Annotated in this window: 23 protein-coding genes and 2 tRNA genes; 2 read left to right on the plus strand and 23 right to left on the minus strand. The window is 38.9% G+C overall.

Annotated features, from left to right (window positions below):
* Positions 1 to 42 precede the first annotated feature (42 nt).
* The 5 genes from ACYQ1N_RS06480 to ACYQ1N_RS06500 form a co-directional block, all read right to left on the minus strand.
* Complete coding sequence (locus ACYQ1N_RS06480) at positions 43 to 666, minus strand: ABC transporter ATP-binding protein (protein ID WP_459834107.1); 624 nt, start codon at positions 664 to 666, stop codon at positions 43 to 45.
* A 7-nt stretch (positions 667 to 673) separates the two neighbouring features.
* Positions 674 to 1,615, minus strand: a complete 942-nt coding sequence (locus ACYQ1N_RS06485; RefSeq protein WP_459834109.1) for an oligopeptide/dipeptide ABC transporter ATP-binding protein — start codon at positions 1,613 to 1,615, stop codon at positions 674 to 676.
* 16 nt (positions 1,616 to 1,631) lie between these two features.
* Complete coding sequence (locus ACYQ1N_RS06490) at positions 1,632 to 2,456, minus strand: ABC transporter permease (RefSeq protein WP_459834111.1); 825 nt, start codon at positions 2,454 to 2,456, stop codon at positions 1,632 to 1,634.
* Positions 2,456 to 3,445 carry an ABC transporter permease gene (locus ACYQ1N_RS06495; RefSeq protein ID WP_459834113.1) on the minus strand — a complete coding sequence of 330 codons (990 nt, stop codon included), beginning with the start codon at positions 3,443 to 3,445 and terminating at the stop codon, positions 2,456 to 2,458. The genes ACYQ1N_RS06490 and ACYQ1N_RS06495 overlap by 1 nt, the downstream gene beginning before the upstream one ends.
* Positions 3,446 to 3,575: 130 nt before the next feature.
* Positions 3,576 to 5,186, minus strand: a complete 1,611-nt coding sequence (locus tag ACYQ1N_RS06500) for an ABC transporter substrate-binding protein (protein ID WP_459834115.1) — start codon at positions 5,184 to 5,186, stop codon at positions 3,576 to 3,578.
* Positions 5,187 to 5,696: 510 nt separating this feature from the next.
* On the opposite strand from ACYQ1N_RS06500, the gene ACYQ1N_RS06505 reads away from it, so the two are divergent.
* Positions 5,697 to 5,882: a ferredoxin gene (locus tag ACYQ1N_RS06505; RefSeq protein ID WP_459834117.1), complete on the plus strand. Its 186-nt coding sequence runs from the start codon at positions 5,697 to 5,699 to the stop codon at positions 5,880 to 5,882.
* Positions 5,883 to 6,025: 143 nt separating this feature from the next.
* Here ACYQ1N_RS06505 and ACYQ1N_RS06510 read toward each other — a convergent pair whose 3' ends face one another.
* The 18 genes from ACYQ1N_RS06510 to ACYQ1N_RS06595 all read right to left on the minus strand — a co-directional run bounded on the left by ACYQ1N_RS06510 (position 6,026) and on the right by ACYQ1N_RS06595 (position 24,171).
* Positions 6,026 to 6,631 carry a hypothetical protein gene (locus tag ACYQ1N_RS06510; RefSeq protein ID WP_459834119.1) on the minus strand — a complete coding sequence of 202 codons (606 nt, stop codon included), beginning with the start codon at positions 6,629 to 6,631 and terminating at the stop codon, positions 6,026 to 6,028.
* 12 nt (positions 6,632 to 6,643) lie between these two features.
* Entirely contained in the window at positions 6,644 to 6,832 is a 189-nt protein-coding gene (locus ACYQ1N_RS06515) for a DUF1858 domain-containing protein (RefSeq protein WP_459834121.1), read from the minus strand.
* 205 nt (positions 6,833 to 7,037) lie between these two features.
* Positions 7,038 to 8,579 (minus strand): SulP family inorganic anion transporter, encoded by a 1,542-nt coding sequence (locus ACYQ1N_RS06520; RefSeq protein WP_459834123.1) that lies wholly within the window; start codon positions 8,577 to 8,579, stop codon positions 7,038 to 7,040.
* A 232-nt stretch (positions 8,580 to 8,811) separates the two neighbouring features.
* Positions 8,812 to 9,237: a Fe-S cluster assembly sulfur transfer protein SufU gene (sufU, locus tag ACYQ1N_RS06525; RefSeq protein WP_459834125.1), complete on the minus strand. Its 426-nt coding sequence runs from the start codon at positions 9,235 to 9,237 to the stop codon at positions 8,812 to 8,814.
* On the minus strand, positions 9,230 to 10,501 hold the full coding sequence (locus ACYQ1N_RS06530; protein ID WP_459834127.1) for an aminotransferase class V-fold PLP-dependent enzyme: 1,272 nt from the start codon (positions 10,499 to 10,501) through the stop codon (positions 9,230 to 9,232). The genes sufU and ACYQ1N_RS06530 overlap by 8 nt, the downstream gene beginning before the upstream one ends.
* Positions 10,494 to 11,573, minus strand: a complete 1,080-nt coding sequence (locus ACYQ1N_RS06535) for a SufB/SufD family protein (RefSeq protein ID WP_459834129.1) — start codon at positions 11,571 to 11,573, stop codon at positions 10,494 to 10,496. The genes ACYQ1N_RS06530 and ACYQ1N_RS06535 overlap by 8 nt, the downstream gene beginning before the upstream one ends.
* Before the next feature lie 14 nt (positions 11,574 to 11,587).
* Positions 11,588 to 12,994 carry a Fe-S cluster assembly protein SufB gene (sufB, locus tag ACYQ1N_RS06540; protein WP_459834131.1) on the minus strand — a complete coding sequence of 469 codons (1,407 nt, stop codon included), beginning with the start codon at positions 12,992 to 12,994 and terminating at the stop codon, positions 11,588 to 11,590.
* A 22-nt stretch (positions 12,995 to 13,016) separates the two neighbouring features.
* The gene (gene sufC, locus ACYQ1N_RS06545; RefSeq protein ID WP_459834133.1) at positions 13,017 to 13,760 is read right to left on the minus strand and encodes a Fe-S cluster assembly ATPase SufC; all 744 of its coding nucleotides are present in this window, start codon (positions 13,758 to 13,760) and stop codon (positions 13,017 to 13,019) included.
* 341 nt (positions 13,761 to 14,101) lie between these two features.
* Positions 14,102 to 16,273 carry an anaerobic ribonucleoside-triphosphate reductase gene (gene nrdD / locus ACYQ1N_RS06550; RefSeq protein WP_459834135.1) on the minus strand — a complete coding sequence of 724 codons (2,172 nt, stop codon included), beginning with the start codon at positions 16,271 to 16,273 and terminating at the stop codon, positions 14,102 to 14,104.
* Between the two features lie 172 nt (positions 16,274 to 16,445).
* Entirely contained in the window at positions 16,446 to 17,108 is a 663-nt protein-coding gene (locus tag ACYQ1N_RS06555; RefSeq protein WP_459834137.1) for a potassium channel family protein, read from the minus strand.
* Between the two features lie 12 nt (positions 17,109 to 17,120).
* A complete protein-coding gene (locus tag ACYQ1N_RS06560) occupies positions 17,121 to 18,476 on the minus strand; it encodes a TrkH family potassium uptake protein (RefSeq protein ID WP_459834139.1) in 1,356 nt (451 codons plus the stop codon).
* Positions 18,477 to 18,710: 234 nt separating this feature from the next.
* Entirely contained in the window at positions 18,711 to 19,445 is a 735-nt protein-coding gene (locus ACYQ1N_RS06565) for an HAD family hydrolase (RefSeq protein ID WP_459834141.1), read from the minus strand.
* A 152-nt stretch (positions 19,446 to 19,597) separates the two neighbouring features.
* Positions 19,598 to 19,669: transfer RNA gene (locus ACYQ1N_RS06570), tRNA-Gly, on the minus strand.
* Between the two features lie 58 nt (positions 19,670 to 19,727).
* A tRNA-Gly gene (locus ACYQ1N_RS06575) sits at positions 19,728 to 19,799 on the minus strand.
* Between the two features lie 84 nt (positions 19,800 to 19,883).
* Entirely contained in the window at positions 19,884 to 20,771 is an 888-nt protein-coding gene (locus ACYQ1N_RS06580) for a DegV family protein (RefSeq protein WP_459834143.1), read from the minus strand.
* Positions 20,772 to 21,072: 301 nt separating this feature from the next.
* Positions 21,073 to 22,011, minus strand: a complete 939-nt coding sequence (locus ACYQ1N_RS06585) for an MATE family efflux transporter (RefSeq protein ID WP_459834145.1) — start codon at positions 22,009 to 22,011, stop codon at positions 21,073 to 21,075.
* Between the two features lie 132 nt (positions 22,012 to 22,143).
* On the minus strand, positions 22,144 to 22,539 hold the full coding sequence (locus tag ACYQ1N_RS06590; RefSeq protein WP_459834147.1) for an MATE family efflux transporter: 396 nt from the start codon (positions 22,537 to 22,539) through the stop codon (positions 22,144 to 22,146).
* 87 nt (positions 22,540 to 22,626) lie between these two features.
* Positions 22,627 to 24,171: an MATE family efflux transporter gene (locus tag ACYQ1N_RS06595; RefSeq protein WP_459834149.1), complete on the minus strand. Its 1,545-nt coding sequence runs from the start codon at positions 24,169 to 24,171 to the stop codon at positions 22,627 to 22,629.
* A 237-nt stretch (positions 24,172 to 24,408) separates the two neighbouring features.
* Here ACYQ1N_RS06595 and ACYQ1N_RS06600 point away from each other — a divergent pair, with 237 nt between their 5' ends.
* Positions 24,409 to 25,305, plus strand: coding sequence for a GNAT family N-acetyltransferase (locus tag ACYQ1N_RS06600; RefSeq protein ID WP_459834151.1), 897 nt, complete (start codon positions 24,409 to 24,411; stop codon positions 25,303 to 25,305).
* Positions 25,306 to 25,398: the final 93 nt, after the last annotated feature.

Below are 25,398 nucleotides of genomic sequence, written 5' to 3' on the forward strand. Positions count from 1 at the left end.
ATATGTTGTCAAAACAACGAAATACAATGTATATTAATTAAATTACTTCTCCGTCACTTCTCCTGTCAACATATTAATCTGCTTTGTGCAAATAAGTTTCATTAGTTCACTGTTGTGACTTACGGCGATAAGTCCTATTTTCCTCGTCTTCACTTCTTCCAGAAGAAAATTCCAGATTTGACTCTGAGTTATAAGATCCAGCATTGTACTTATCTCGTCGCATATAAGGAATTTCGTTCTTTTCCCCAGGGCTCTTGCAATATTGAATCTTTGCAATTCTCCTCCGGATAATTCGTTGGGGAATCTGCTTAACCAATCCTTCTCAATTCCGAGTCCTTCTGTTATTCTGTCTTCAATATCATCGCCTTCCTCAATAACTTCTTTCATCCTCAGTGCCGGATTAACGGCAAATTCCGGCTGCTGCCAAATCATTTGAATCGGAGAATAGCCTTTAATTTTTGCAATCGGTACTCCGTCACAGAAAACATTTCCCTCGTCCGGTTTAATGTATCCGGACAGAATTTTACAAAGAGTCGTCTTTCCGTATCCGCTTGGAGCAATAAGCCCCACTCTTTCATCTCCCTCTAAATCAAGATTAAAATCCGATATAATTTTTTTGCCTTTTTTCTCATAAGCATATGATATATTTTTTATTTCCAGTTTCATAAAATACCTATTTTGCGTTGACACATCTCACTTTTCCGCCTCTGAGCGATCTATATTCCTGTGTTAATTCACATTCCTCCGTCTTAAACGGGCATCTCGGTGAAAAAACGCATCCTTTCGGAAGATTCTTTACATAGCTCTGATTTCCGCTTATAAATTTAAATCCGTTTCTCGGCATTGCGCGCCAAAGAGCTTTAGTATACGGATGTCTGAGATATTCCTCTTTTTCAAAATCTTTTACGCTTGCATCTTCTATGGTTGTTCCTGAATAAAATACAGATACTCTGTCAGCGGTTTCCAATGCGAGTTCAAGATCATGAGTTATTACCAGCACCGCAGCACCGTTATTTGCCATATCCCTGAAATGACTCATTGCCCTTTTGGCCATAGCAGGATCAAGTCCGGGCGTGGGCTCATCCGCAATTACAAGTCTCGGATGCTCTATAAGGGCCGTTGAAACCAACACCCGTCTGTTCATACCTCCTGACAACTCAAAAGGATACATATTCATGACTTTTTTATCCAATTCAAACTGCTCGAATATATTATTCAGCCTCTTATTCGTTTCATTATCATTTCTGCCTTTCTTTATCTGCGGTCCGATTTTCATAAGAGGATTGAGAAAAGCCAGACTCTGCGGAACCATAACCATCTCATTCCCCCTCAACATTTCAATTCTTTTCTTATCCAACGGTTCGCCGTCATAAGTCATATCAGCTTTCATTTCAGCATTATACGGAAGTACTCCCATAACGGCATGAGCAAGCAGACTTTTCCCGGATCCGCTTGACCCTATCACGGCAACCGTTTCTCCCGGTCTGACCTCTACGGCAAGATCTCTTATTACGGGTAACTCTGTTTTTTTCAACCCCCTGTCATACTGAGTAAATGTAACGGTCATATTGTTTATCTTAAGCAGAGGAGCATTTTTATCATTGTATTTAACCATATTACCTCTCATTCAATTACATATGTGCCGTATTCGGATCCATAAGTTTTCTCATTCCCTGACCTGTCAGGTAAAATAATAACACCGTAATTACAAGGAAAATTCCCGGAAACACGGCGAGCCACCATTTACCCGTTATTAAATATTTCATTGATTCGGAAAGTATGTTGCCTATGGCAGGTTGACCTGCCGAAAGACCGAATCCTAAAAATGTTACACTTGCTTCATGTAATACCGCATGCGGAAACAGAAGAATAAGACCTACGGTAAACTGCGGAAACAAGTGCGGCAGAATATGTTTTTTGGCTATATAAAACTTACTTTTGCCCAGTTTTTCGGCAATTTTAATGTAAGGACTTTCCTTAAGCTGTATAACTTCACCTCTTATCAGTCTTGCAAGCGACGGCCAATGCGTAAGAGAAACTCCTATAATAATTCCCGGCAGTCCTCTTCCCACGGCAACACATATCAAAATCAACAGCAGAATATGCGGTATTCCCATAACTATATCCGTAATAAATGAAATTACCGCATCGGCCGCTCTGCCGCCCGTTGCCGCAATTATTCCCAATGTCAATGCAATAAAGGCACTTATTCCGGCCGTAATTATGCCTATTAATATGCTTATGGATAACCCTCTCAATGTCCTTGCAAACATATCTCTGCCAAGCCAATCGGTGCCGAATATATGTCCTGTCTCGGGAGGCACGTTTTTAAGTCCGAAATCCGATGTGATTGCAATATCCGCATTAAGAGAGCCCCATATACATATGACTCCCAAAAAAGAGGCAGATATAATTATTTGAATAAATGTCCATTGTCTTCCGTTTAGTTTATTCATTATATTCTCCCCTTTCTTATTCTCGGATCTATGATACTCACAATAATATCTGCAGTCAGATTACCGGCAAACACAATTACGGAGCTTATTACCGTTATTGCCATTAAAAGAGGTAAGTCACTTCCCAGTCCTGCCGCAACAACGGCCTGACCCATTCCCGGATATGAAAACACCTGCTCTATAAGTATCGAGCCTCCGAATATTTCGCTGATTACGGCAAAATGCAATATAATTGCGGGGAGCAGGGCGTTTCTGAATACATGTCTGCTAAACAGCGAAAATCCCTTTTCGCCTCTCATTTTTGCAAATAATATATAATCGCTTTCCATTATATCTATTGTCTTTTCCCGTGTATGCAGCGCAACATTTGATACTCCCAAAAAACTGAGAGTAAGTGCAGGCAAAAATGCATGATAGAGCCTGTCCAAAAATGTTACTCCGCCTGCCTCGACTCCTATCGGAACGCTTAAACCAATCGGAAACCATCCGAGCCATACGCCGAAAATCATTAAGAACAGCAGTGCCAGCCAGAAAGCCGGTGTACTTGATATTACAAGACAATACCCTCTTATCAGCTTATCTATGAACTTTCCTCTGTTCATTCCCGATATTATTCCGAGAAAGAATCCCATGACACCTGATATTATCCACGCCGCAATCATAATAAATAAGGAATTCCCAAACTTTACGGCAACTACTTCCCCAACCGGCTGCCTGTACAGCAGAGATGTTCCCATGTCGCCTTTCAAGAAATCGCCCGCCCATGAAAGGAACTGTTCTGCCGGTTCTTTATTTACACCCCAGTACTCCTGAAGTTTTGCAATCTGTTCTTCGCTCATTCCTCCCAGAGCGGCCTGACCTATATTTTGCTGTAAAGGATCAACGGGAGACATTTTCATGAGCATAAATGTAATAATACTTACGCATATTACCAATAATATTATTCGTATAATATTTTTAATTATAAATACCGGTAATTTGCCGTTCATAATTAACTCCTGTTTTAGAAAAACACAAAAACAGCTGCCGTTTGCCCCATATAGCAATAAAACCGATATAATCCTTGTACATCGTGATACACATTACGGCAGCAGCAGCTGTTTAACAGTTATTTATTGATTATTTCCAAGTCCACTGATCTACATTATTTACGATAGACCAACCGTGTCCGTGCGGATGAATTTTCTGTTTTGCAACATTCAAACCACTCTTTACCCAATACAGATGATCCACATTACATAACCATATCCAAGGAATGTCACCTTCCTGAGTCACACCCGTATTTCCGTCCCACTGAGCCTTTTTCCATAAATCATAGGATTCTTCAAGGCTGTTTGCCGCAAGGGCATCGTCCATGTATTTATTAACGGTTTCATTTTTATATGGTGACAGTTCAGCCATCTTAACGGGAGAACTGTCAACCGAATGGTATATGTTGTATAACTCCATAGGTGTATGGGCGCCCCATCCCCATACAAGAGGCTGTGACTGTGCCTGATCGTATGCTACATCCCAGCTTGTACCCTCAGGATTCACTTTTATTCCGAGTTTGCCAAGCTGATTGGATACCTCTTCGGCTATTGCCTGTCTTACGGAATCACCGCTCGAAAAATATAACGTAATCTCGGCCTTCACTCCGTTCTTTGCGCGTATACCGTCAGAACCCACTTTCCAGCCGGCATCCTCAAGGAGTTTTTGTGCTCCTTCAAAATCATATTTCACTTCACCGGACGGGTTGTACCACGGCATGTTATCGCATACACTAAAAGCCTTGGTTCCGTGACCGTTCAGTACATTATTAACCAAAGCATCTCTGTCTATACCGATATTTATCGCCCGTCTGACATTTATGTCACTTGTAAACGCATTGCCGTATGTTACGCCGTTTACAGTCTTCGGAGCGATTGAAGGAAGATTAATCCCTCTGTTATCTACTGAGGCAACACTGAGAAGGTCATAACCGTTGACTTTTTCATTACTGTATGAAGCAGCCGTATGGGCAACATCAACTTTGCCGGCTGAAGCCGCTGCAAGCGCCGCATCTTCTTCCATAAACAAGACGGTTACCTTTTTCATCTTCGGAGCTTCCCCGTAATAATTAGGATTGGCTTCAAATATAACCTGCTGTCCCTTATCCCACTGTTTCATAATGTATCTGCCGGAGCCTACCGGATGTTGCCCGTAATTTGCGTCATATCCTTCTTCCGGCACTATTCCCACTATCGCCATTGTATACGGCCAAATGGAATATTCCTTCGTCATTTTGAATTCTACGGTATCTTCATCTACGGCGACCGCTTCTTTCAGCATTGTAAAATCATTTACAGAGCTGTTCTTACGGCAATTATTGTATGTAAACGCAACATCCTTTGCCGTAAGAGATTTTCCGTTGGTAAACTTTACATCATTTCTGATATCCACGGTCCATGTCAAACCATCCTCACTTACCCTGTAATCCGTAGCAAGATCTTTAGCAATTTTAAGATCCTGTGTGGTTGTTAATAATGTGCTTTGTATAAGCGGCTCGTGCACATGCTCTCCGGCTCCCCATCCGTATGCCGGATCAAATCCCGATTCGGGTTCTGAAGTTACAGGCATTGTTACCACCACCTCATCCTTTGCGGAATCTCCCTTATTATTTGTAACTGCGGCAGATCCCCCGGCGCATCCCGCAAACAAACCTCCCGAAAGGGCAAATATTACCGATAATCCCAAAGTCCTTTTTTTCATATTTCCTCCTGTTTGTATAATTTTTTTAATAATATAAAAAGATTGTTTATTTTTTAACCTATAGGGGAGGATAATTCTGTATCTGTAAATAGTTCTTTGTTTCTGTAATTTATTTTTTGATTAAAGCATTGTTGGGAATATCCTGAAATTAATAAACAGCATGGCGTTATACAATATAGAAATTAACCAATACGTTTTGATAATCGCAGTGCGGAACTGATAAAATATTTTGAAATAATTGTTTATGATGAATGAAATTTGAAGTTTAAAATTATACATTTTGTATATAATATATATTCATTTTTATCCTAATGCTCATCTTTATGAATAAAATATACTTAGGAAATAAATTGTATAAATATTAATACAGACTCATTTTAATTTTAGTTGTATACTGTAGAAACAGTATTAATAAATAATAATTACTGTAGGCTTGTTTTATTTATGCATTTACCATTAAAAGCGGATTTAAATGCATATAATATTAATTAAGTAGGAGGTTATACGGTTATGAAATATTCTGTAAATGATTCATGTATAGGGTGTGCTCTTTGTGCATCAATGTGTCCTGAAGTATTTTCAATGACAGATGACGGAGTTGCAGTTGCAATCGACGAAGAAGTTCCTGCAGATGCTCTTGATACCGCGGCAGACGCAAAAGAAGGATGTCCTGTTGAAGCAATTGAGGAAGCTTAATTCCCGCATAAAACACCTTCCCGTTGTATACCGCCTGAAAAGGCGTATACAACGGGAAGGTGTTTTTTTTAATATTTATAATTACAGTGTCGAATGTGTCAGCGTGGCGGGAGCTGCAAAGCAGCAAAACCACGCGTAATCATTCAGGCCAATCTCTTTAATTCATATGTATAATCACCTATAGTCTCATATACAATACCGGTGCCGTCAAATATTCCCTGAACGGCTTTTTCACGAACAGAGAAGAAATTTTGATTATCTCCTCCTGCCTCATCCCAGTACTTTTTATGAACATCTGATGTTTCTCTCCATTCGATACTGTCCGATGTATCTTTTATCAAATCATTGACTCTGTCGCAAGGCATTCCGTTAAGAATCAACGACTCAATGTGTTTATAAGCCTGTCCCAAATTAAGATTTTCTTCGGGTTTTCTTGTCTTTCCGACTTCATATGCAACATTACATATTTCATTTAATCTTTCCGGATGTTCTTTAAGAAGCTCTGTTACAAGATATGCAAGATTTCCTTCAACAAGACTTACTTTATCCTGCAGCCATCCGTGAATATTGGATTCGTCGCATATTTCCGCAAGTTCCCCCTTCGGAAGAGTTCCGCACCTGCGGGCAGCCGAATCATCTTCAATCCATCCTTTATCTTGAGCATATTCGGAAATTCTTTCAACTAATTCATTCTGAAATAATATTTTTCCGTACAACCATGTGTGAATAGGTCCTAAAAATGCACTCATTTTAAACCTCCGTCAGATTCCTGCATTTAATTTTTCCAAAACTTCCTCTGTTTCAACGCCGTGAACCATGCAGGCATTTTCAAGTGATTCAGCCTGTGAAGCCGGGCAACCGAGGCAATGCATTCCGATTGATGTAAGTATTTCCTCAGCCTGTGGACTTATCTCTAAAATTTCACCGATATTCATATCTTTTGTAATCATAACCGTCTCCTTGTAATGTTTTTAATTTACATAATTGTTTTTATTTAAATAATATTTACAAATGTTTCATTGGCGATTATTCTATCACACTAGTATTTTAAAAAATGTTGTTATAACAACATTTTATTGTTTTTATAAATTTATAATTTAAATAAAAACTTCTCTCCCCGGATAATCCGAGAAGAGAAGTCAGAGTCTGTTTATATTATAAGTGATACCACATAAATGCACCCGGCATAATATATGTATTAAGAATAATTAAAAATACAAATACCGCATAAGCAATTAAGTTGAGTACCGTTGAAGCCTTTGCGGCTTTACCGTAATCGAAGTCCATTCTGCAGCCTTCCGCAATACATGCCGATGTTGCAACGATAGGAATTGAGAAGAACATTCCTATTCCGAACGGAGCGATTGCAATGGCTGCTCCGAGAAGAATGTATGAAACAATAACATCCTTTTTACTTGATACAAAGAAGTTAAGCAAAAATGCTATATAATATGCCGCAATACCGAATATAACGCCGAACGCAAGGTTATGTGTTCCGATAACAATCGTAACAACAAGGAGCATGACAATCGTATCTTTTATAGGATTCTTAGCCATCTTAATGATTGAATCCCAATTATAAACCTCAAAGCAAATATAAAACATTACCGCAATAAATGCAGCCAGAGGAATTGCCGAAAGCAGCGGCGACAATGCAAATAGAAGCACCGCCATGGTAGCACCGGTTACAAGTGATGAAAGTCTTCCCTTTCCGCCGCTCTTAACGTTGGCTGTTGAAGGAGCAATCATTGCACAACCCGGCATGGTTCCCAAAAATCCGCAAATAATATTACCGATACCCTGTCCCCTGCACTCTCTGTTAAGGTCGGTAATCTCTGTGGTCTTTGTTTCTTCGCCCACAACTCTTGATGTAAGCATGGTTTCAACCAATCCTATAAATGCAACCGAAAGAGATAATGGGAAAATGGTTGCAAAGCAATCCCATGTAAATATATTGCCGAAGTTTTCAAACACTGAACCGATATATGTATATTCAGGTGTAACGGAGCCCAAATCGGAAACTCTCATAATAGGAAGGTTTGCAAGAATACCTATTACCGCAACAACCACAACGCCGATTATTGCTTCCGGAATGGTGGCAAAGCCTCTGCCTTTAATAACTTTTTTAAGGAATTTAAATCCGACTATCGAGCCTACTCCTACGGCGATCATACCGATCTGAAGCCCCATTGTTTCAGGCTTTTCTCTTAAAAGCATCTGTATTTGAGATATAAGTATGATAGTTGCGAGACCGTTAACGAATCCGTGCATAACCGAATCCGGAATAAACTTTACTATCATACCGAATTTAACGAGACCCAAAACTATCTGAATAATTCCGGCTAATATTACGGCCGCAAACAGATACTCCGGATGTTCACCCGTTATGAATACTTTTGATATGAGACCCGTAAGAATTGTTGCCGTGGCGCCTGCACAGGCTGTTATTACACCGGGTCTGCCGCTTACGAACGAAAGTGAAACAGTAAGTATTATACAAGTAAAAAGCCCCATGTACGGAGGAATCCCAACCGCAAGCATAAATCCTATAACTTCCGGAAGAAGACAGAATGTGGCAACTATACCTCCCCATATATCTCCCGGAATGTTGGAGAACCAGGTATATCTTTCTCTCTGCCAAAAGGTCATCTCCTTATACGGAATGGCTTTCTTCTCATTTTCTGTATTATTACTCATAAATAAACAACGATACGATCGTACTCCTTTCTGAAAATTTTAACATTACGAAATATAATATACTTATATTTTTTTTCATATTATACTCTCATTTTTTATATAATGTATATAATTAGTTTAAGATTATTTAATTATTAAGGCATGACACTTACATAAAAATAAGGAATGAACCACAGGAAACACTGATTTCCACGGTCATTCCTTATAAATTGTATGATACTGCCGGAAACTGTTATGCGTCCTTCAATATCTCGTTAAGTGTTCTCCAACCGAGAACCGCACACTTAACTCTTGCAGGCATATGAGAAATATCTTCAAGCGCAGAGCCTTCCTCCAGTTCCGCAATCTCATCTTCGCTTGCCTCACCCTTTATCATTCTGAGGAAAATATCCGAAAGTCTGAGAGCTTCCTCTTTTGTTTTACCCTTTACAAGACTTGTCATGATATCCGCAGATGCCTGTGAAATTGCGCATCCTTCTCCGATGAATGCCGCATCGGCAATGACGCCGTCTTCATATTTAATCTGCAATACAATATCATCACCGCAACTTGGGTTTACGCCTTCTTTTTCAAATGTGAAGTCTTTTATCTTAAATTTATTTTCCGGATGTATATTATGGTCAGTCAATACTTCGTTATAAAATGTTCTGTTACTCATAACCCATTTCACCTCTTATTTCAGAAAGCGCCTTGGCAAATCTTTCAATATCTTCTACATTATTATAGAAAGAAATGCTCGCTCTGGTTGTCGATATACCTCCCGTAGGCTTCTCATCCTTCAAATCATACAGATGTTGAAGTAAAGGCTGCGCACAATGGTGTCCCGCTCTTACCGCAACTCCCTTTGTATCGAATATTGAAGCCACGTCATGAGGGTGAACACCGTTTACTCTGAATGTAATTATTCCTTCATGCTCATTTGCATCCTGTGAGCCTATTATTTCTATTCCGTTAATATCCTTTATTAATTCAAAAGCATATTGCGTAAGTGCGCGTTCACGCCTCATTATTGTATCAAAGCCGATTGTATCGATATAATCTATGGCCGCTTCCAGACCTACGGCATCTCCGACATTTACGGTTCCCGCCTCAAACTTATGAGGTACCTCCGCATATGTTGCGCCGTTTTTTGTAACGGTTTCAATCATTTCTCCGCCGTAAAGGAACGGATCCATTTCTTCAAGGAGTTCAAGTTTACCGTACAATACGCCGATTCCCATAGGGGAAAGCATTTTATGGCCTGAGAACACAAGATAATCACAATCTAAATCTTTAACATTTACCGGCATGTGAGGTACTGACTGCGCTCCGTCAACCAATATCTTTGCTCCCACGCTTCTTGCGACCTTGGCATATGATTTTACATCGTTAATCCTTCCGATAACATTTGAAACCTGTGTAATCGCAACCAGCTTAGTCTTTTCATTTACAAGATTTTTTAATGTTGCAATATCAAAGTTTCCCTCTTCATCACATTCCCAAAATACTACTTTAGCACCTGTTCTCTTGGCAACCTGAAGCCATGGAAGAAAATTAGAGTGATGCTCCGCAATACTTACAACAATCTCATCGCCTTCTTTTATGCCGTTTATTCCGAGGCTGTATGCCACCAAATTAATACTTTCCGAAGCATTTCTCGTAAATACTATTTCTTCCGTCTTTGCTCCGATGAATTCGGCAACCCTTGCACGTGCCTTCTCGTATGCATCCGTAGCGTCTACGCTCAGTTCATATACGCCTCTGAATGGATTGGCATTGTTTTTTTCGTAATAATTATTAACGGCTTCCAATACCTGCATCGGCTTCTGAGTTGTAGCGCCGTTGTCTAAATATGCTATTTTTCTGTTATTAATAAGCGGGAAATGTCTTCGAATTCTGTTACTGTCCAGTTCAAAATCCCTGTCTTCGGATATATTACTCATCTGTCTCTATACCTCCGTTAAAAGACTTTCTCGCGTCTCTTCTTACCTCATCATCCGGAATCTGTCTGCAGAATCCGCGAAGTCTGGCATCAGATATTATGTCATAAATATCGTCTTCTTTCAGACCTCTTGAGGACATATAGAATAAGAGATCTTCGTCCAGTTTTCCTATACTTGCTCCGTGGTTGCCCGCAACGTCTTCTTCACTGCAAAGAATTACGGGAATGGAACGACATATAACGTCATCGCTTCGCATAAGAACATTTTCGATTTCACCGCCTACGGCTCCGGCACATCCGTTTTTGAAATCTATGGTTCCTCTGAACACTTTCTCTGATGTACCCTGAAGCACTCCCTGTGCATCTATGTTACATTCCGTATTCGGAGCAATGTGATCTACAATGTAGTTCATATCAAGCTTATCGTTTCCGTTAAGGAAATACCCTATGTTCTTCTCAACTTTTGAAGCTTCTCCGCTGAGAGTTACTCTGCATCCCTGATATACGTCTCCGCCCACGAATAAATTCATAATTTTTATTTCGGCGTTGTCGTCGGTTTCTATACCGATATCGTTAAAGAAACGGTTATTTTCACCGAGTCTCGTTACCTGAATAATTGAAACTTTTGAATTTTTACCGGCTTTAACCAATGTCTTTGCCATGGATACATTTCCTTCATCGCCGCAACCGTCCGATGCGAAATCCATGAGAACGGTAAGCTCTGCGTTCTCTCCCGTTTCAAAAACAAATCTGTTGGCGTTTACCGCATGTTCTCCGTAATTAAATCTGAGAACCAAAGGCAACGACTCTTTAACTCCCGGCTTTATCACATATTTTGATGTTTCCGTAACCGTCTCGTTAAATATTTCATCAAAATCAGCTCCGAGAGATGCTTTTATGTTATCATACTCAGCTTTGTCCGCCTTTGTTTTATCTATTGAGGAAGGTATCTTCTCAGTATAATCATGTGTCGCACCTGATGCATCAAATGCAGTTATTTTGCCATGGTTCATTTTTAACCATCGCCAAGTAGGAGATGGTATATGGTTTAATGTAATTTCTTTAGTACTCATAATTCCGTTTCTCCTTATCCGATACTGCCCTTCATTTCAAGTCTGATAAGATTATTCATCTCAACAGCATATTCAACAGGAAGTTCCTTTCCGACATTATCGGCAAAGCCGCTTACAATCATAGCCTTTGCTTCTTCTTCCGAAAGGCCCCTGCTCATAATATAGAAAATCTCATCATCATTTATTTTACCGATTTTTGCTTCATGTCCCACATCGGCATACTGTGTTCTGATATCCATGGCCGGAATTGTATCCGATCTTGAAATATTATCAACCATAAGTGACTCGCAGGATACGGCAACTTTACTGTTTTTAGCATTTTTATTTACAACAACTGCGCTTCTGAATGTGCTTATACCGCCGTCTTTTGATATGGAACGGGTGTTAATATATGATGATGTATCAGGCGCATTGTGAACTACCTTTGTACCGGTATCGAGATTCTGACCTTCGCCAGCAAATGTGACGCCCGTAAATTCCGCTCTTGCACCCTTTCCGTTAAGAACACTCATAGGATAAAGGTAAGAAACATGAGAACCGAATGAGCCTGATACCCATTCAATCTTTCCGCCTTCTTCCACCTTGGCACGCTTGGTATTAAGGTTGTACATGTTCTTCGACCAGTTCTCAATTGTTGAATATCTTAAAGTCGCATTCTTACCTACATAGAGTTCAACGCATCCTGCATGAAGATTGGCAACATTATATTTAGGAGCCGAACATCCCTCTATAAAGTGAAGATATGCATCATCTTCCACAATAATAAGTGTATGCTCAAACTGTCCCGCCCCCGGAGCGTTAAGTCTGAAATATGACTGAAGCGGAATCTCAAGATGAACTCCCTTCGGAACATATACAAATGATCCGCCCGACCATACGGCACCGTGAAGAGCTGCAAATTTATGATCCGTAGGAGGAACAAGCTTCATAAAATGTTCCTTCACCATATCCGCATATTCACCGTTAAGAGCGCTTTCCATATCCGTATAGATAACACCCTGCTCCTCAACTTCTTTTCTTACGTTGTGATATACGACTTCTGAATCATACTGTGCTCCGACACCGGCAAGAGAATCTTTCTCCGCCTGAGGTATACCCAGTCTGTCAAATGTATTCTTAATGTCATCCGGAACCTCGTTCCAATCCGCCTTCATATCAGTGTTTGGACGTACATATGTAACGATTTCGTCTACATTAAGTTCTTCAATGGACGGACCCCAATCCGGCATCTCCGTTTTGTTATATATATCAAGAGATTTAAGTCGGAAATCTTTCATCCACTCCGGATCGTGTTTTTCCCTTGACAAATGTTCAACAATTTCCGGAGTTAATCCCTCTTCTATTTTGTAATTATCTTTTTCTTCGTCTTTTATATTGTAGATATTTCTGTCAATATCGGAAACGATTGTCTTCTCTCTCATAAGTTCACCTCACAAATCTACATTAATTTTCGTACTTTGCAAATCCGTTGTTATTGATTTCATCGATAAGTGAAGCGTCGCCCTCAGCAACTAAAGAACCTTTAACAAGTACATGTGTTTTATCCACGGTAAGAGCGGATAAGATCTTTGTGCTATGTGTAATAACGAGAAGTGCACCGCCTACTTTTTGGCGGTATGCTTCAATACCCTTAGACACCGTTTTAACGGCATCTACATCAAGTCCGGAATCCGTCTCGTCCAATATGGCAATCTTCGGCTTAAGCATAAGAAGCTGTAAAACTTCAGCCTTCTTTTTCTCTCCTCCCGAGAATCCGCAGTTTAAATCTCTTTGTAAATACTTTTCATCCATATCAAGAAGAGCCATGTTTTCTTCTACTTCTTTTTTGAATTCCCAAAATTTAATTCTCTTTCCTGTCTTTTGTTCCAATGCATTTCTCAGGAATTCACTGAGTGTAATTCCCGGAACTTCAACAGGTGCCTGGAATGATAAGAACACTCCGTCCTTTGCTCTTTCATTAACGGCTTCATCCGTAATATCTTTTCCTTCCAAAGCAATGGAGCCGTTTGTTACGTTATATCTCGGATTTCCCATGATTGTAAGACCGAGAGTTGTTTTACCTGCTCCGTTAGGTCCCATAAGTACATGAGTTTCACCGGCGTTGAGGTTAAGATCGATATCGTGAAGAATTTCCTTCCCGCCTACTTCAACCGTTAAATTTTTTATTTCCAATAAACTATCTGACATACAAACCTCCATTTACAATAAGCCTTTATATTGTACAATTATATTGTTTACAATTTATTTTGATATGAGTAATAATATATCTTTTATTATTTTAAATACAATTCACATTTTACTATATTTGTTAAAATAATTTCGTATTTGTATACAATATTGTTAAGTATATATCAATATTGTATATTCCACTTAACAAAACGGATATTACTCCCTCGCAAAACACGGTATTTCAAAGCAATACCGACATTGTTAATTACATACATGCTTTTCCCGTCAAAAAAGGACCGCAGAAAATGAATTCTCATTCATTTCCCTCAGTCCCTTTTATTAATTGCACCCGTATCCGATTATAAATGAAGAACTCTGTCTTTTATTTCCTGAGTCCTTCCCTGATTCCAGAATTGAGTACCTATGTATCCGCACGTTCTTCTTGCAACGTTCAGTTTATTTTCATCCGTATTACCGCAGTTAGGGCATTTCCAGATAAGCTTTCCGCTGTTATCGTTTTCAATCTGAATTTCACCGTCAAATCCGCAAACCTGGCAATAATCGCTTTTAGTATTAAGCTCGGCATACATTATGTTGTCATAAATATATTTCATGACTTCCAGCACCGCTTCAATATTGTTGGTCATGTTCGGAACTTCAACATAGCTGATGGCTCCTCCCGGACTCAAAGCCTGAAATTCCGATTCAAATTTAAGCTTTGTAAACGCATCTATTTCCTCTGTTACGTGTACATGATAGCTGTTGGTTATATAATTCTTGTCGGTAACTCCTTCAATCTTTCCGAATCTCTTCTGAAGGCACTTTGCGAATTTATATGTTGTTGATTCCAAAGGTGTTCCGTAAGGAGAGAATGAAATATTGGTTTCCGCTCTCCACTTGCTGCATTTATCATTTAAAAACTGCATTACACGGAGTGCAAATTCCTTTCCTCCGTCTTCCGTATGGGATACGCCCTTCATGTACTTTGTACATTCATTAAGACCCGCATATCCTAAAGAAATAGTAGAGTAATTGTCAAACAACAATTTGTCGATTACTTCTCCCTTTTCAAGTCTTGCCAATGCGCCGTTCTGCCATAATATCGGTGCAACGTCCGAAGGAGTCCCAAGGAGTCTTTCATGACGGTACATAAGAGCTCTCTTACATAATTCCGTTCTTTCTTCCATAAGCTCCCAAAAACGATTCTCGTCTCCGCCTGATGAACATGCGACATCAACAAGATTGAGGGTTACAACTCCCTGATTGAATCTTCCGTAATATTTGTGTTCTCCGTTTTCTCCGAGCCCCTCTGTATCGGCCGTAAGGAAGGAACGGCATCCCATACACGGATATACATCTCCGTTTTTAAGCTCGCGCATTTTCTTGGCTGATATGTAATCCGGAACCATTCTTTTAGCCGTACATTTTGCGGCAAGCACCGTAAGATCCCAATACTTTGAATCTTCTTTAATATTATCCTCGTCAAGAACATATATTAACTTAGGAAACGCCGGCGTAATATATACGCCCTTTTCGTTTTTTACACCCTGAATTCTCTGTTCCAGCACTTCTCTGATTACGAGGGCAAGGTCTTCTCTTGTCTGTTCGTCTTTTGCCTCGCTGAGATCCATGTATACCGTGACAAAAGGAGCCTGACCGTTTGTTGTCATAAGTGTTATCACCTGGTATTGAATTGTCTGAACGCCGCGTTTAATCTCATCAAGAACTCTTAATTCAGCCACTTGACGAATCTTTTCCTCGTCAGAATCTATCCCTGCCTTTTCAAATTCTTCCCTAACCTGTGAAATAAATTTCTTTCTGCTTACATCCACAAAAGGAGCCAGATGCGAAAGGGAAATACTCTGTCCGCCGTACTGAGAACTTGCAATTTGGGCAATTGCCTGAGTGGCTATGTTACATGCGGTTGAAAAACTGTGTGGCTTTTCGATCATTGTCTCGCTTATTACGGTACCGTTTTGAAGCATATCCTCAAGGTTAACAAGGCAGCAGTTATGCATATGCTGCGCAAAATAATCGGAGTCGTGGAAGTGAATAATGCCCTCTTCGTGGGCTTCGACTATATCATTCGGAAGAAGAAATCTTTTTGTTATATCCTTACTTACCTCTCCGGCCATGTAGTCTCTCTGAACGCTGTTAACCGTAGGGTTTTTATTGGAATTCTCCTGTTTAACCTCTTCGTTGCTGCATTCCAGAAGACTGAGAATTTGAGCATCTGTGGAATTTGATTTACGAACAAGTTCTCTTTTATATCTGTATGTAATATACTTTCTTGCAAGAGCAAATTTTGCCCTTTTCATAATTTCGTCTTCCACAATATCCTGTATCTCTTCAACAGATAAACTTCTCGTCATACCGTGTCCGACCTGCTTTACATGTTCAGCAATCTGTTCTATTTCCTCTGATGACAGCTTGTCACCTTCTATTACTTCATCATTGGCTTTATTTACGGCGTCTATAATTTTAACACCGTCGAACAAAGCCTCCGTACCGTTTCGTTTAATAATCTTCATGCCGACCTCCACAAGCAAATACAACTTATAGTGTAATTCTTTTAACTTAAAAATCCCCCGCAAAATCTTTGCAAGGGATATACTACTATATATTGTGTTTAATTACAAGATGTATACATTATATATACATATTGTATTTTTTAAAAACATTTGTAAATCGGCACCGCACCGATTAACTCTGGGCATCCAGCATTTTAAATATTTTATTTGCATCTCCCAAACTCGCTATAATTTGCATATGATCGCCTTCCCGGAACACATAATTGGCTCCCGGCATAATGTTTGTCACTCCGTCGGTCACCACACCTATAATGTTGATATTATATCTCGTGCTGACATTTAACTCCTTTATCGAATAACCTATCCACTCATTAATTATTGGCACTTCATATATGGAATAATCTCCGTCCAGTTCTATATATTCAAATACATGATTCGCCGAAGCTTTAACCGCAATACTGTGTGCGGCGTCCCTTTCCGGATATACAACCTCATCTGCGCCGTTTTTCAGAAGAAACTTTGCCTGAATTTCTCTGCTTGCGAGACTGATAACCCACTTTGCCCCCTTTTCCTTTGCAAGATTGGTTATTTCAAGAGAATTTTGAAAATTTTCTTTTATTGCCACTATTATTACATCAAAATTCTTTATCCCCAGAGCATCAAGTACATCGGGATTTGTACAGTCACCGATTCTCGCAGCGGAAACATCCGTGAAGAAGTCTCTGAGCTTCTCTTCTTTCTGGTCAACAATCATAATATCATTATCGAGTTCGATAAGTTTTCTGCACACATGTTTGCCGAACTCACCCATACCAATTATCAAAAAAGATTTCATTATATAACCTCATTAACCCACATTTACATGCTCAACAGGATATGTAATAAGCGGAGTTTTCTTTCTTACCTTAAATGATACCGCAAATGTAACGGTTCCTATTCGACCGATAAACATCAGTAATATAATAACTACCTGAGATACGGGCAAAAGTTCCCTTGTCAGTCCGGCAGAAAGCCCCACCGTACCCATGGCGGAAAACACCTCTAACATAAGGGCTCCCATATTTACATTCTGTATGGCACTTATTATAAGCGTAGCCACGGAAACAAGCATTACATTGAGCCACAACACAAGAGACGCCTGATTGATATTCTCTTCGCTGATTCTTCTTTTTCCGATGTGCACGCCGCTTCTTCCGAATATATGGCTGAATACATATACAGTCATTATTACAAGAGTTGTTGTTTTTATACCGCCTGCCGTAGAACCTGAATTTCCTCCTATAAACATTAAGAAACAAGTAAGCATTTTGCTCGGCTGTGACATTAAGTTAAGATCAACGGAATTCATGCCTGCCGTTCTCGGCGTAATACTTGCAAACATGCCTGACATAATTGCCTGAGGGGCGCTCATATCGGCAAATGTATTATTCCGTTCAAAGATAATATAAAGCACCGTACCGGAAGCTATTAAAACAATGGTAGACACAAGAACTATTTTTGTGTGTAATGCGAATTTTTTAAATCTAAATTTCTTCGTGAGGATATCGTCCCATACGAGAAATCCCAATCCTCCGACAACAATAAGCCCCATGATTGTATACAACACCAAAGGGTCATTCATATAGCTCGTCAGAGATGAATATTCCCCTTTGAATCCCAAAATATCAAATCCTGCATTACAAAATGCTGATATGGAATGGAATATGCCGTAATAAGTGCCCTTAATGATACCGAGCTCCGGTATAAATCTTATACATAAAAGAATTGCACCTATTCCCTCAATAATAAATACTCTTACAACAATCTTCCTGAGCATTCTTACGACTCCGTTCATTCCGCTTGAGAAAATACTCTCCTGAATAAGCGCACGCATATTAATGCTCATTCTTTTTCTCGTAAGCATGTAGAGCATTGCCGTAATTGTAACAACGCCGAGTCCGCCGATTTGAATAAGACACAATATTACAATCTGCCCAAACAGCGACCAGTGAGTATATGTATCCGCAATTACAAGACCTGTTACACATGTTGCGGACGTGGACGTAAATAAACTGTCCAAAAAGCCCGTAACTTCCACGGTCCTTGAGGATATAGGCAGCATGAGCAATAGTGTACCAGTGAGAATCACCAACGCAAATCCGAAAGCAACTATTTGAGCTCTTGAAAATAATATTTTGTTGATTACTTTTTTATCCTGTGACATAATCTGCCCTTTTTAGTCTAAATATTTTATCAATATATTATACCTTAAATAATTAATAAACAAAATGAAATAAATATTCATATATGGTTTCATTTCGGGCTCTGACAGAGTTGCTTCACGGCTCACATGTTGCAGGACATAAAAATGCTCCCTCGGTATCGCATATATCATTACATATGACATATCCGACAACTCGGGAGCGTCTTTATGATGCTTTATAAAGCTTCGGCAAAATTAAAGTAAATCGTGTAATTCTCCCGGAAAATCGATAATATTAACTCTGTTTCCGAGCTGTCTGAGAAAATCTTTATCTCTATATCCCCATGACGCCATTATTACATTTACATTGCCGTTTAAAGCAAATTTATAGTCCACTTCGGAATCACCCACATAAACCATTAAGTGACTCTTCACCTTCATTTTTTTAGATAGGTAAAGAAGAGCATCCGGAACCGGCTTATTTCTGAATCCGGCATTGCTTCCTATTACATAATCAAATTTATTGGGCATCAGTTTATTTACTATATCCTTGGCTATGGCATCATCCTTATTGGTGATTACCGCCAACTTGTAACGCTTTTTATTTTTCAGGTATCCGAGAAGCACCTTTATACCCGGATATGTGATGGTTTTTTCCGTATCGTGTTCTTTATAGTATTCAAGAAATTCTTTGTAGCACTTTTCTTTTATTTCATCACTCGCATTTTCAGGCAAAACGTCTGAGATTAATTTTCTTGTTCCGTTGCCTAAAAGAGGAATAATTTCTTCCCGTTTGACGGTCGTAAATCCGTTTTTATCAAGGGTTGCGTTAAGTGCGTCCGCCAAATCCCCGCCGGAATCAATAAGAGTCCCGTCTAAATCAAATACTATCAGTTTATAATAATTTTGATTGTTTTTGTTTAGTATGGCTGCCACGATAAATATCGCAATTCCGACTAAAACCACAATCACTGCGTTCATTATTTCCATGACAATACCTCTGCTGTTCTGCTTTCCGTATTACGGTATGCTAATCTGTCATAATTACATATACAATCTTTTTAAAATATACGCATTCAATTCTAACACATAAATAATCTAAAGCAATAAAAAAAGATGCCTGAAGGCATCCGGATAATGAGAGCGCGAGACGGGGGTCGAACCCGCGGCCCCCTCCTTGGCAAGGAGGTGCTCTACCACTGAGCCACTCGCGCTTAAAACATATTATAAAGTTTTGTAATTGTAATGCATACAGATATATCCGTATACAAGAGCGCGAGACGGGGGTCGAACCCGCGGCCCCCTCCTTGGCAAGGAGGTGCTCTACCACTGAGCCACTCGCGCTTAAAAGCAAATCGCCGTATGTCTTAGCGACTTGCTTATAATATCAATATATCGAATTATTGTCAACCTTAATTTTACAAAAAATTACTCTCCTTCGAGTTCCGGAATATAGCAGCTGCATGCAACAGCGTAAGCTCCGTAACCGATATGAGTTGAAATACTCATAGGCAATGGTTCTGCCGTAAAGTCGAGATTACTGAATGTCTCCTTTACACGGTCTTCCCATATCTTTCTTTCGGGATCGTCATATGTCAATGTATATGACGCCTTCATGTGAACTTTATTCTCTGCCGCAAACTTTGCAAATCTGCCGTCAAGGTCTTTTTTCATGGCCTCAAGCATAATATTTTGAGCCTTGTTCATACCTCTTGCTTTGGCATATGAATCTAACTTTTCACCCTGAATCTGCAATACGGGTTTAATCTTGAGCAGAGTTCCGATGGCAGCCGCTGCAGGAGTAATACGTCCTCCCTTTTTAAGATGCTTTAAAGTCTGTAATGTAATATATATGGAAGAATTAAATTTCTCTCTCTCTAAAATATTTTTTATATCAAGAGCACTGAATCCGTGTTCCGCAAGATGAAGAGCGTCGAGTACCGACTGTCTCATGGTAACGGAAATTCTCTGATTGTTAACAACCTGAACCTTACCGTCATAATCCCCGGCAAGCATATTTGCCGTCTGGCATGTTCCGCTGAGTCCCGATGACATAGGGATAAATACAACTGATTCATAGTCCTTTAACAAAGCATCAAAATGTTCCGTCATTGACTGCATGCTTGGCTGACTTGTAGTAATATTCGCATCACCGTCCTGGATCTTAAAGAAGTCTTCATATGAAAGATCTTTCCATTCAAGATATGTTTCACCGTCTATAATAATAGGCATAAGTATAAGACCTATACCGAGATCTTCAGCTTCTTTAGGAGTAATACCACTGTTAGTATCCGTGAGTATCGCTACTTTTCTCATAATAAAATCCCCTTCATACTTTTTAAATTGTATTTATGATAAAAAGTACATTTTTAAACATAATTCATAACAATAACAAATAAGTAATTATATAAAAATAAGCACCTTTATTATCAGACTGAAAAGTTAAGTCATAAGACCAAACCCTTCATACAACAAAGGTACTATTTGTAATGTCATAATCACTTAATATTTATGTAAACGATTATATCATATTGATTATGGAAATTTAAGAGTTTTTATGGTAGTTTTCGATACTACATCCGACGGTTATTAAACACATATGAGACATTTGTATGATTTATATTTTTACATTTCTTTTATATACGCTTCTGCACATATTCCACGATATCGTATATAAAACGGCGGCTGCTCCCCATGTTATGGGATAAATCAAAGCAACGCTTACCACAGTCTGCACATTAATAACTGAAATTAATATCAATAAAAGACTTCTCATTACAACAAATGAAAATACGGATACCGTCGTAGCCAGTGCAGAGCGACCCACGGCACGAACTCCGTTGGACATGCATTCCAATATAAGGTATATCCAATAAAACGGAACCGTTGTATATATTATGCGAAGCCCCAAATCTATTACACTTAAATCCGAATTAAATATTCCGAACAAAAAATTGCCGAATATCAATGTGGCGGCTTCAATCGGGATGATTATCATCAACCCTGTTTTTATACAGGTCTTCATAACAAGATCCAATCTTTCGACTTTTCCGGCTCCTATATTTTGACTCATCGCATACATAACTGCCTGCCCAATTGACAATATCGGATAATACATAAATAATTCGATTTTAAAGTAAGCCGTAAACGCACTTATTGCGTCAACTCCCAAAGCATTTATATTAGCCTGTACAAACATATTGGATATTGTAACCACCATGGTTTGAATTGAAACAGGCAGACCTAATATGAACACGGCCCCTAAAATGCTCTTTTCACCGATAACATCTTCTTTTTTTGACAACCTGTCTATTGTACCGTCATTTTCGTTTTTGGCATTTATCATACCTGCCGTATAATTTTCTTCATTTTTTACCGTTGAATCAATAATGTTTTCGTCATACTTCATGTCAAAGTTTTGTGCTTTTATATTTTTTCTCATATATCTAATCATAAGAAATGCACTTATCCCCTGAGAGATTACGGTTGCCCACGCAACCGCTCCGATTCCGTTGTCTGTTATATTTATCAACAGCAAATCCAACGCTACGTTCATCCCTCCCGATATGCTCTGATAAATCATGGGAGTCCTTGAATTACCGGAGGCACGCGACATACCCGAAAACATATTAAAAATCGCCATAAACGTAATACTTATCAAATATATTCTTAAATATGTTATCGCAAGTTAAAATATATCATCCGGCGTCTGCATCAGCATCAATATCCACGGTGTAAATATATACCCTAAAACGGTAATTACGAGTCCGAGGCAAACGGCAAGTATGTTTGTATATCTGTATATTTCCTTTTTTCTTTTGTAATCGTTTGCTCCGCAGGCTCTTGCATAAAGCATTCCGACGCCCATTGACAAGCCTCCGAAAAGTCCTATTGCCAATGTTATTACCATACTGCCTGAACCGATTGCGGCAGAAGCGTTTTTCCCGATATAATGTCCCGCAATAATAAGATCTGCCGAATTATATGCCTGTTGAATTAAATATGCCACAATCAGCGGGAATACAAATTTTATTATTTTCTTTTCAAGTGCTCCCTGCACAAAAGAAATATCTCCCTTATTCACGGTTTCCCTCCCGATAATATAAAATCCCTTATATTATATGACTGATCGTTCATATAATATAAGGGGGTATGGGGGATATAAATGACTTTATGCCATATCATTGCCGACTGCCGTTTTTCTTAATTTATTCCATATTATCATAAGAAGTACAACAGCAAGACACCATGTAGATATATATATGACGGATACATTTACCACGCTTTGAATATTTAAAACATTTATTATTATATACAAAAACGTTCTGAGTCCGACAAATGTTGTTATTGATACAACAGTAGCCGTAATTGTCTTTCCCATGGCTCTTACGGCATTGGACATGCACTCATATATTAAGTAAACAACATAGAACGGAGCTATGATTCTTATTATTTGCGTTCCTACTTCTATCACTCCCGGTTCCGAATTAAATATGCTTACAAGATAAGGTGCAAATATTGTTTCCAGTGTTTCGAGAGGTATAATCATCGCAAGCCCGATTTTTAAACAGGTCTTAATTACAAGACTGATTCTTTCGGTCTTCCCGGCTCCTATGTTTTGATTGGAGGCAATAAGCAATGCCTGTCCCACGGATACAGCCGGATAATATATAAACAGCTCTATCTTGAAAAATGCCGTATAGGCGGTTATGGTATCAACTCCCAGAGTATTGATATTTGCCTGAAGAAACATATTGGAAATTGACATTACCATGGTTTGAAGAGCAACCGGCATTCCGAGGGCAAATATGGCGCTTACAATATTGTCGCTTGTCATATACTTTTCTTTTGATTTTTCCCTGTTATTGTCTGCCGGAGCATCTTTTACGGATGTTTTATCGTTTCCTTTTTCATCCTTCTTCGTTTTGTCACCTGATGTGTCATGATTATTTAATTCGCCGACAACCGCCTCGACAGATTTATCGTTAATTTCTTCGCATTCATTTGTTTTACCGGATTTTTCATGTACGACATTTGTATCTCCGTTGAATATTTTTCGCATATTTTTTGCGAGATATACGGATATTAAAACAACTCCTATTCCCTGAGCTATCACCGTTGCAACGGATACCGCAACGATACCGTTGTCCAGGATGTTAACGAGAATAAGATCTAAAATTACATTTATTCCTCCGGCAATCGTTTGAAATATCATCGGAACGGATGAATTCCCGACTGCTCTTATTATTGACGCGAACATTTCGAAAACAGCCATAAATGTAATACCCAAAAAATATATTCTGAAATATATGACCGTAAGTTCAAAAATGTCATCGGGAGTCTGCATTAATTTAAGCAGATACGGAGAAAAAATAAAACCCGCAACGGTTACGCCTATCCCCAGTGCAACAGCGACTCTGTATGAGCAATGATATATTTTCTTTTTTCTTTCGTTGTCACCCGCACCGTATGCTCTTGCAAATAACATACTCACTCCCATTGCCAAGCCGGAAAACAGTCCTATGGCAATCGTTATAAGCAAACTGCTTGCGCCGATTGCCGCAGAAGCATTTTTACCCATGTAGTGACCGACTATGATCAAGTCCGCAGAGCTATATGCCTGCTGTATAAAATATGCCATTACGAGAGGAAGCACGAATTTTAATATTTTTTTATTAAGCGGCCCCTCCGTGAATAATATTTCACCCTTACCCATTACAATCTCCATAAAACGGCAATATACGGAATCCGTACCGTTGTTACTTTTTATACTAATTGGTATATTATATGCCTAAGCGAATAAATTTGCCACCGAAACGTTCTGTTTACCTAATTATTTATTATGCGTACCGGCAAAATATATCGCAATAATACAAATAATAGTATAATAACTTTACAAAATAACCGAAAGGCGAACCACATTGCATAATCATCATATGTGTCAGGTATCATTATGGACGGTTTTACAATTAAAAAATTCAAAAGAAGTGACGATTATATAAAGAAACTTATAAAAAACGAGATTGTATATACGGATATTTCGGTATTTTCCGAAGAATATGCCGAATTTCCCGTATATGTGTTACATTCCGGCGGAGAACCCGTAATAATCGCAACATTTGTAATATATGATTATAATCAGTTAATTATACCTTATAATTATCTTCCGGAAGCTCCGAATCTGGAAAGTGAAGTATATTTAGCTTATACGGAAAAATTGAAATATTGCAATATCGATATTGAAAATGCATTGGACTGTATGTTCAATGAAATAAAAAAAGACTTTAATGACTTCACCGACGGTTATACCGTAACAAAGGTACTGTGCAGAAAAAAAGATATTTCGGAATTATCGGAAGTATATAATAAATCACATAACTATTATCTGACAGTTACGGGATTATTCGCGGAAAAATATGAACCGTCTCTTGCGGAATGCCTTTTTTCTCTTGATAAAAAGACATTTGAAGATAATTCGGAATATTTTAATTCGTTGCGCGAAAGCATCACAAAGTCATCTGATTTTAACGATGCGGAATTCTCTTACGGTATGATATATGAAAATGAATACGAATCAGCCGTTTATCAGGAAGGCCGTATGGCAGCGTCCGCCCGAATTACTCTTGTGGGAAATGCGGCATTTTTGAGTTCCGTTTATGTCGATGTTGAATACAGACACAAAGGTCTTGCAACCGACCTGCTGGTATTTACTTTCGGAGAATTCTTCTCCGAATATGACAATACTGTTTTACTTAATATACGAAATGACAATAAATATGCCTTATGTCTGTATAAGAAGTTATTGTTTAAAAATATTGTTGAAAAAAACGAGTTTTTTGTAATTATTTGATTTATCGTCACTCATTATTTGATTATGTCACAGACATATAATAACCCCTTCTTTATATGCGGAAGCCTGTGAATACCTTTAAGGTATTCTTAA

Source organism: Howardella ureilytica (assembly GCF_054657495.1).

Bases quoted from the DNA above. Each gene is read 5' to 3' on its own strand.
- ACYQ1N_RS06480 (WP_459834107.1), bottom strand. From the start codon at position 666: ATGAAACTGGAAATAAAAAATATATCATATGCTTATGAGAAAAAAGGC.
- ACYQ1N_RS06485 (WP_459834109.1), bottom strand. From the start codon at position 1,615: ATGGTTAAATACAATGATAAAAATGCTCCTCTGCTTAAGATAAACAAT.
- ACYQ1N_RS06490 (WP_459834111.1), bottom strand. From the start codon at position 2,456: ATGAATAAACTAAACGGAAGACAATGGACATTTATTCAAATAATTATA.
- ACYQ1N_RS06495 (WP_459834113.1), bottom strand. From the start codon at position 3,445: ATGAACGGCAAATTACCGGTATTTATAATTAAAAATATTATACGAATA.
- ACYQ1N_RS06500 (WP_459834115.1), bottom strand. From the start codon at position 5,186: ATGAAAAAAAGGACTTTGGGATTATCGGTAATATTTGCCCTTTCGGGA.
- ACYQ1N_RS06505 (WP_459834117.1), top strand. From the start codon at position 5,697: ATGAAATATTCTGTAAATGATTCATGTATAGGGTGTGCTCTTTGTGCA.
- ACYQ1N_RS06510 (WP_459834119.1), bottom strand. From the start codon at position 6,631: ATGAGTGCATTTTTAGGACCTATTCACACATGGTTGTACGGAAAAATA.
- ACYQ1N_RS06515 (WP_459834121.1), bottom strand. From the start codon at position 6,832: ATGATTACAAAAGATATGAATATCGGTGAAATTTTAGAGATAAGTCCA.
- ACYQ1N_RS06520 (WP_459834123.1), bottom strand. From the start codon at position 8,579: ATGAGTAATAATACAGAAAATGAGAAGAAAGCCATTCCGTATAAGGAG.
- sufU (WP_459834125.1), bottom strand. From the start codon at position 9,237: ATGAGTAACAGAACATTTTATAACGAAGTATTGACTGACCATAATATA.
- ACYQ1N_RS06530 (WP_459834127.1), bottom strand. From the start codon at position 10,501: ATGAGTAATATATCCGAAGACAGGGATTTTGAACTGGACAGTAACAGA.
- ACYQ1N_RS06535 (WP_459834129.1), bottom strand. From the start codon at position 11,573: ATGAGTACTAAAGAAATTACATTAAACCATATACCATCTCCTACTTGG.
- sufB (WP_459834131.1), bottom strand. From the start codon at position 12,994: ATGAGAGAGAAGACAATCGTTTCCGATATTGACAGAAATATCTACAAT.
- sufC (WP_459834133.1), bottom strand. From the start codon at position 13,760: ATGTCAGATAGTTTATTGGAAATAAAAAATTTAACGGTTGAAGTAGGC.
- nrdD (WP_459834135.1), bottom strand. From the start codon at position 16,273: ATGAAGATTATTAAACGAAACGGTACGGAGGCTTTGTTCGACGGTGTT.
- ACYQ1N_RS06555 (WP_459834137.1), bottom strand. From the start codon at position 17,108: ATGAAATCTTTTTTGATAATTGGTATGGGTGAGTTCGGCAAACATGTG.
- ACYQ1N_RS06560 (WP_459834139.1), bottom strand. From the start codon at position 18,476: ATGTCACAGGATAAAAAAGTAATCAACAAAATATTATTTTCAAGAGCT.
- ACYQ1N_RS06565 (WP_459834141.1), bottom strand. From the start codon at position 19,445: ATGGAAATAATGAACGCAGTGATTGTGGTTTTAGTCGGAATTGCGATA.
- ACYQ1N_RS06580 (WP_459834143.1), bottom strand. From the start codon at position 20,771: ATGAGAAAAGTAGCGATACTCACGGATACTAACAGTGGTATTACTCCT.
- ACYQ1N_RS06585 (WP_459834145.1), bottom strand. From the start codon at position 22,011: ATGAACGTAGCGTTGGATTTGCTGTTGATAAATATAACAGACAACGGA.
- ACYQ1N_RS06595 (WP_459834149.1), bottom strand. From the start codon at position 24,171: ATGGGTAAGGGTGAAATATTATTCACGGAGGGGCCGCTTAATAAAAAA.
- ACYQ1N_RS06600 (WP_459834151.1), top strand. From the start codon at position 24,409: ATGGACGGTTTTACAATTAAAAAATTCAAAAGAAGTGACGATTATATA.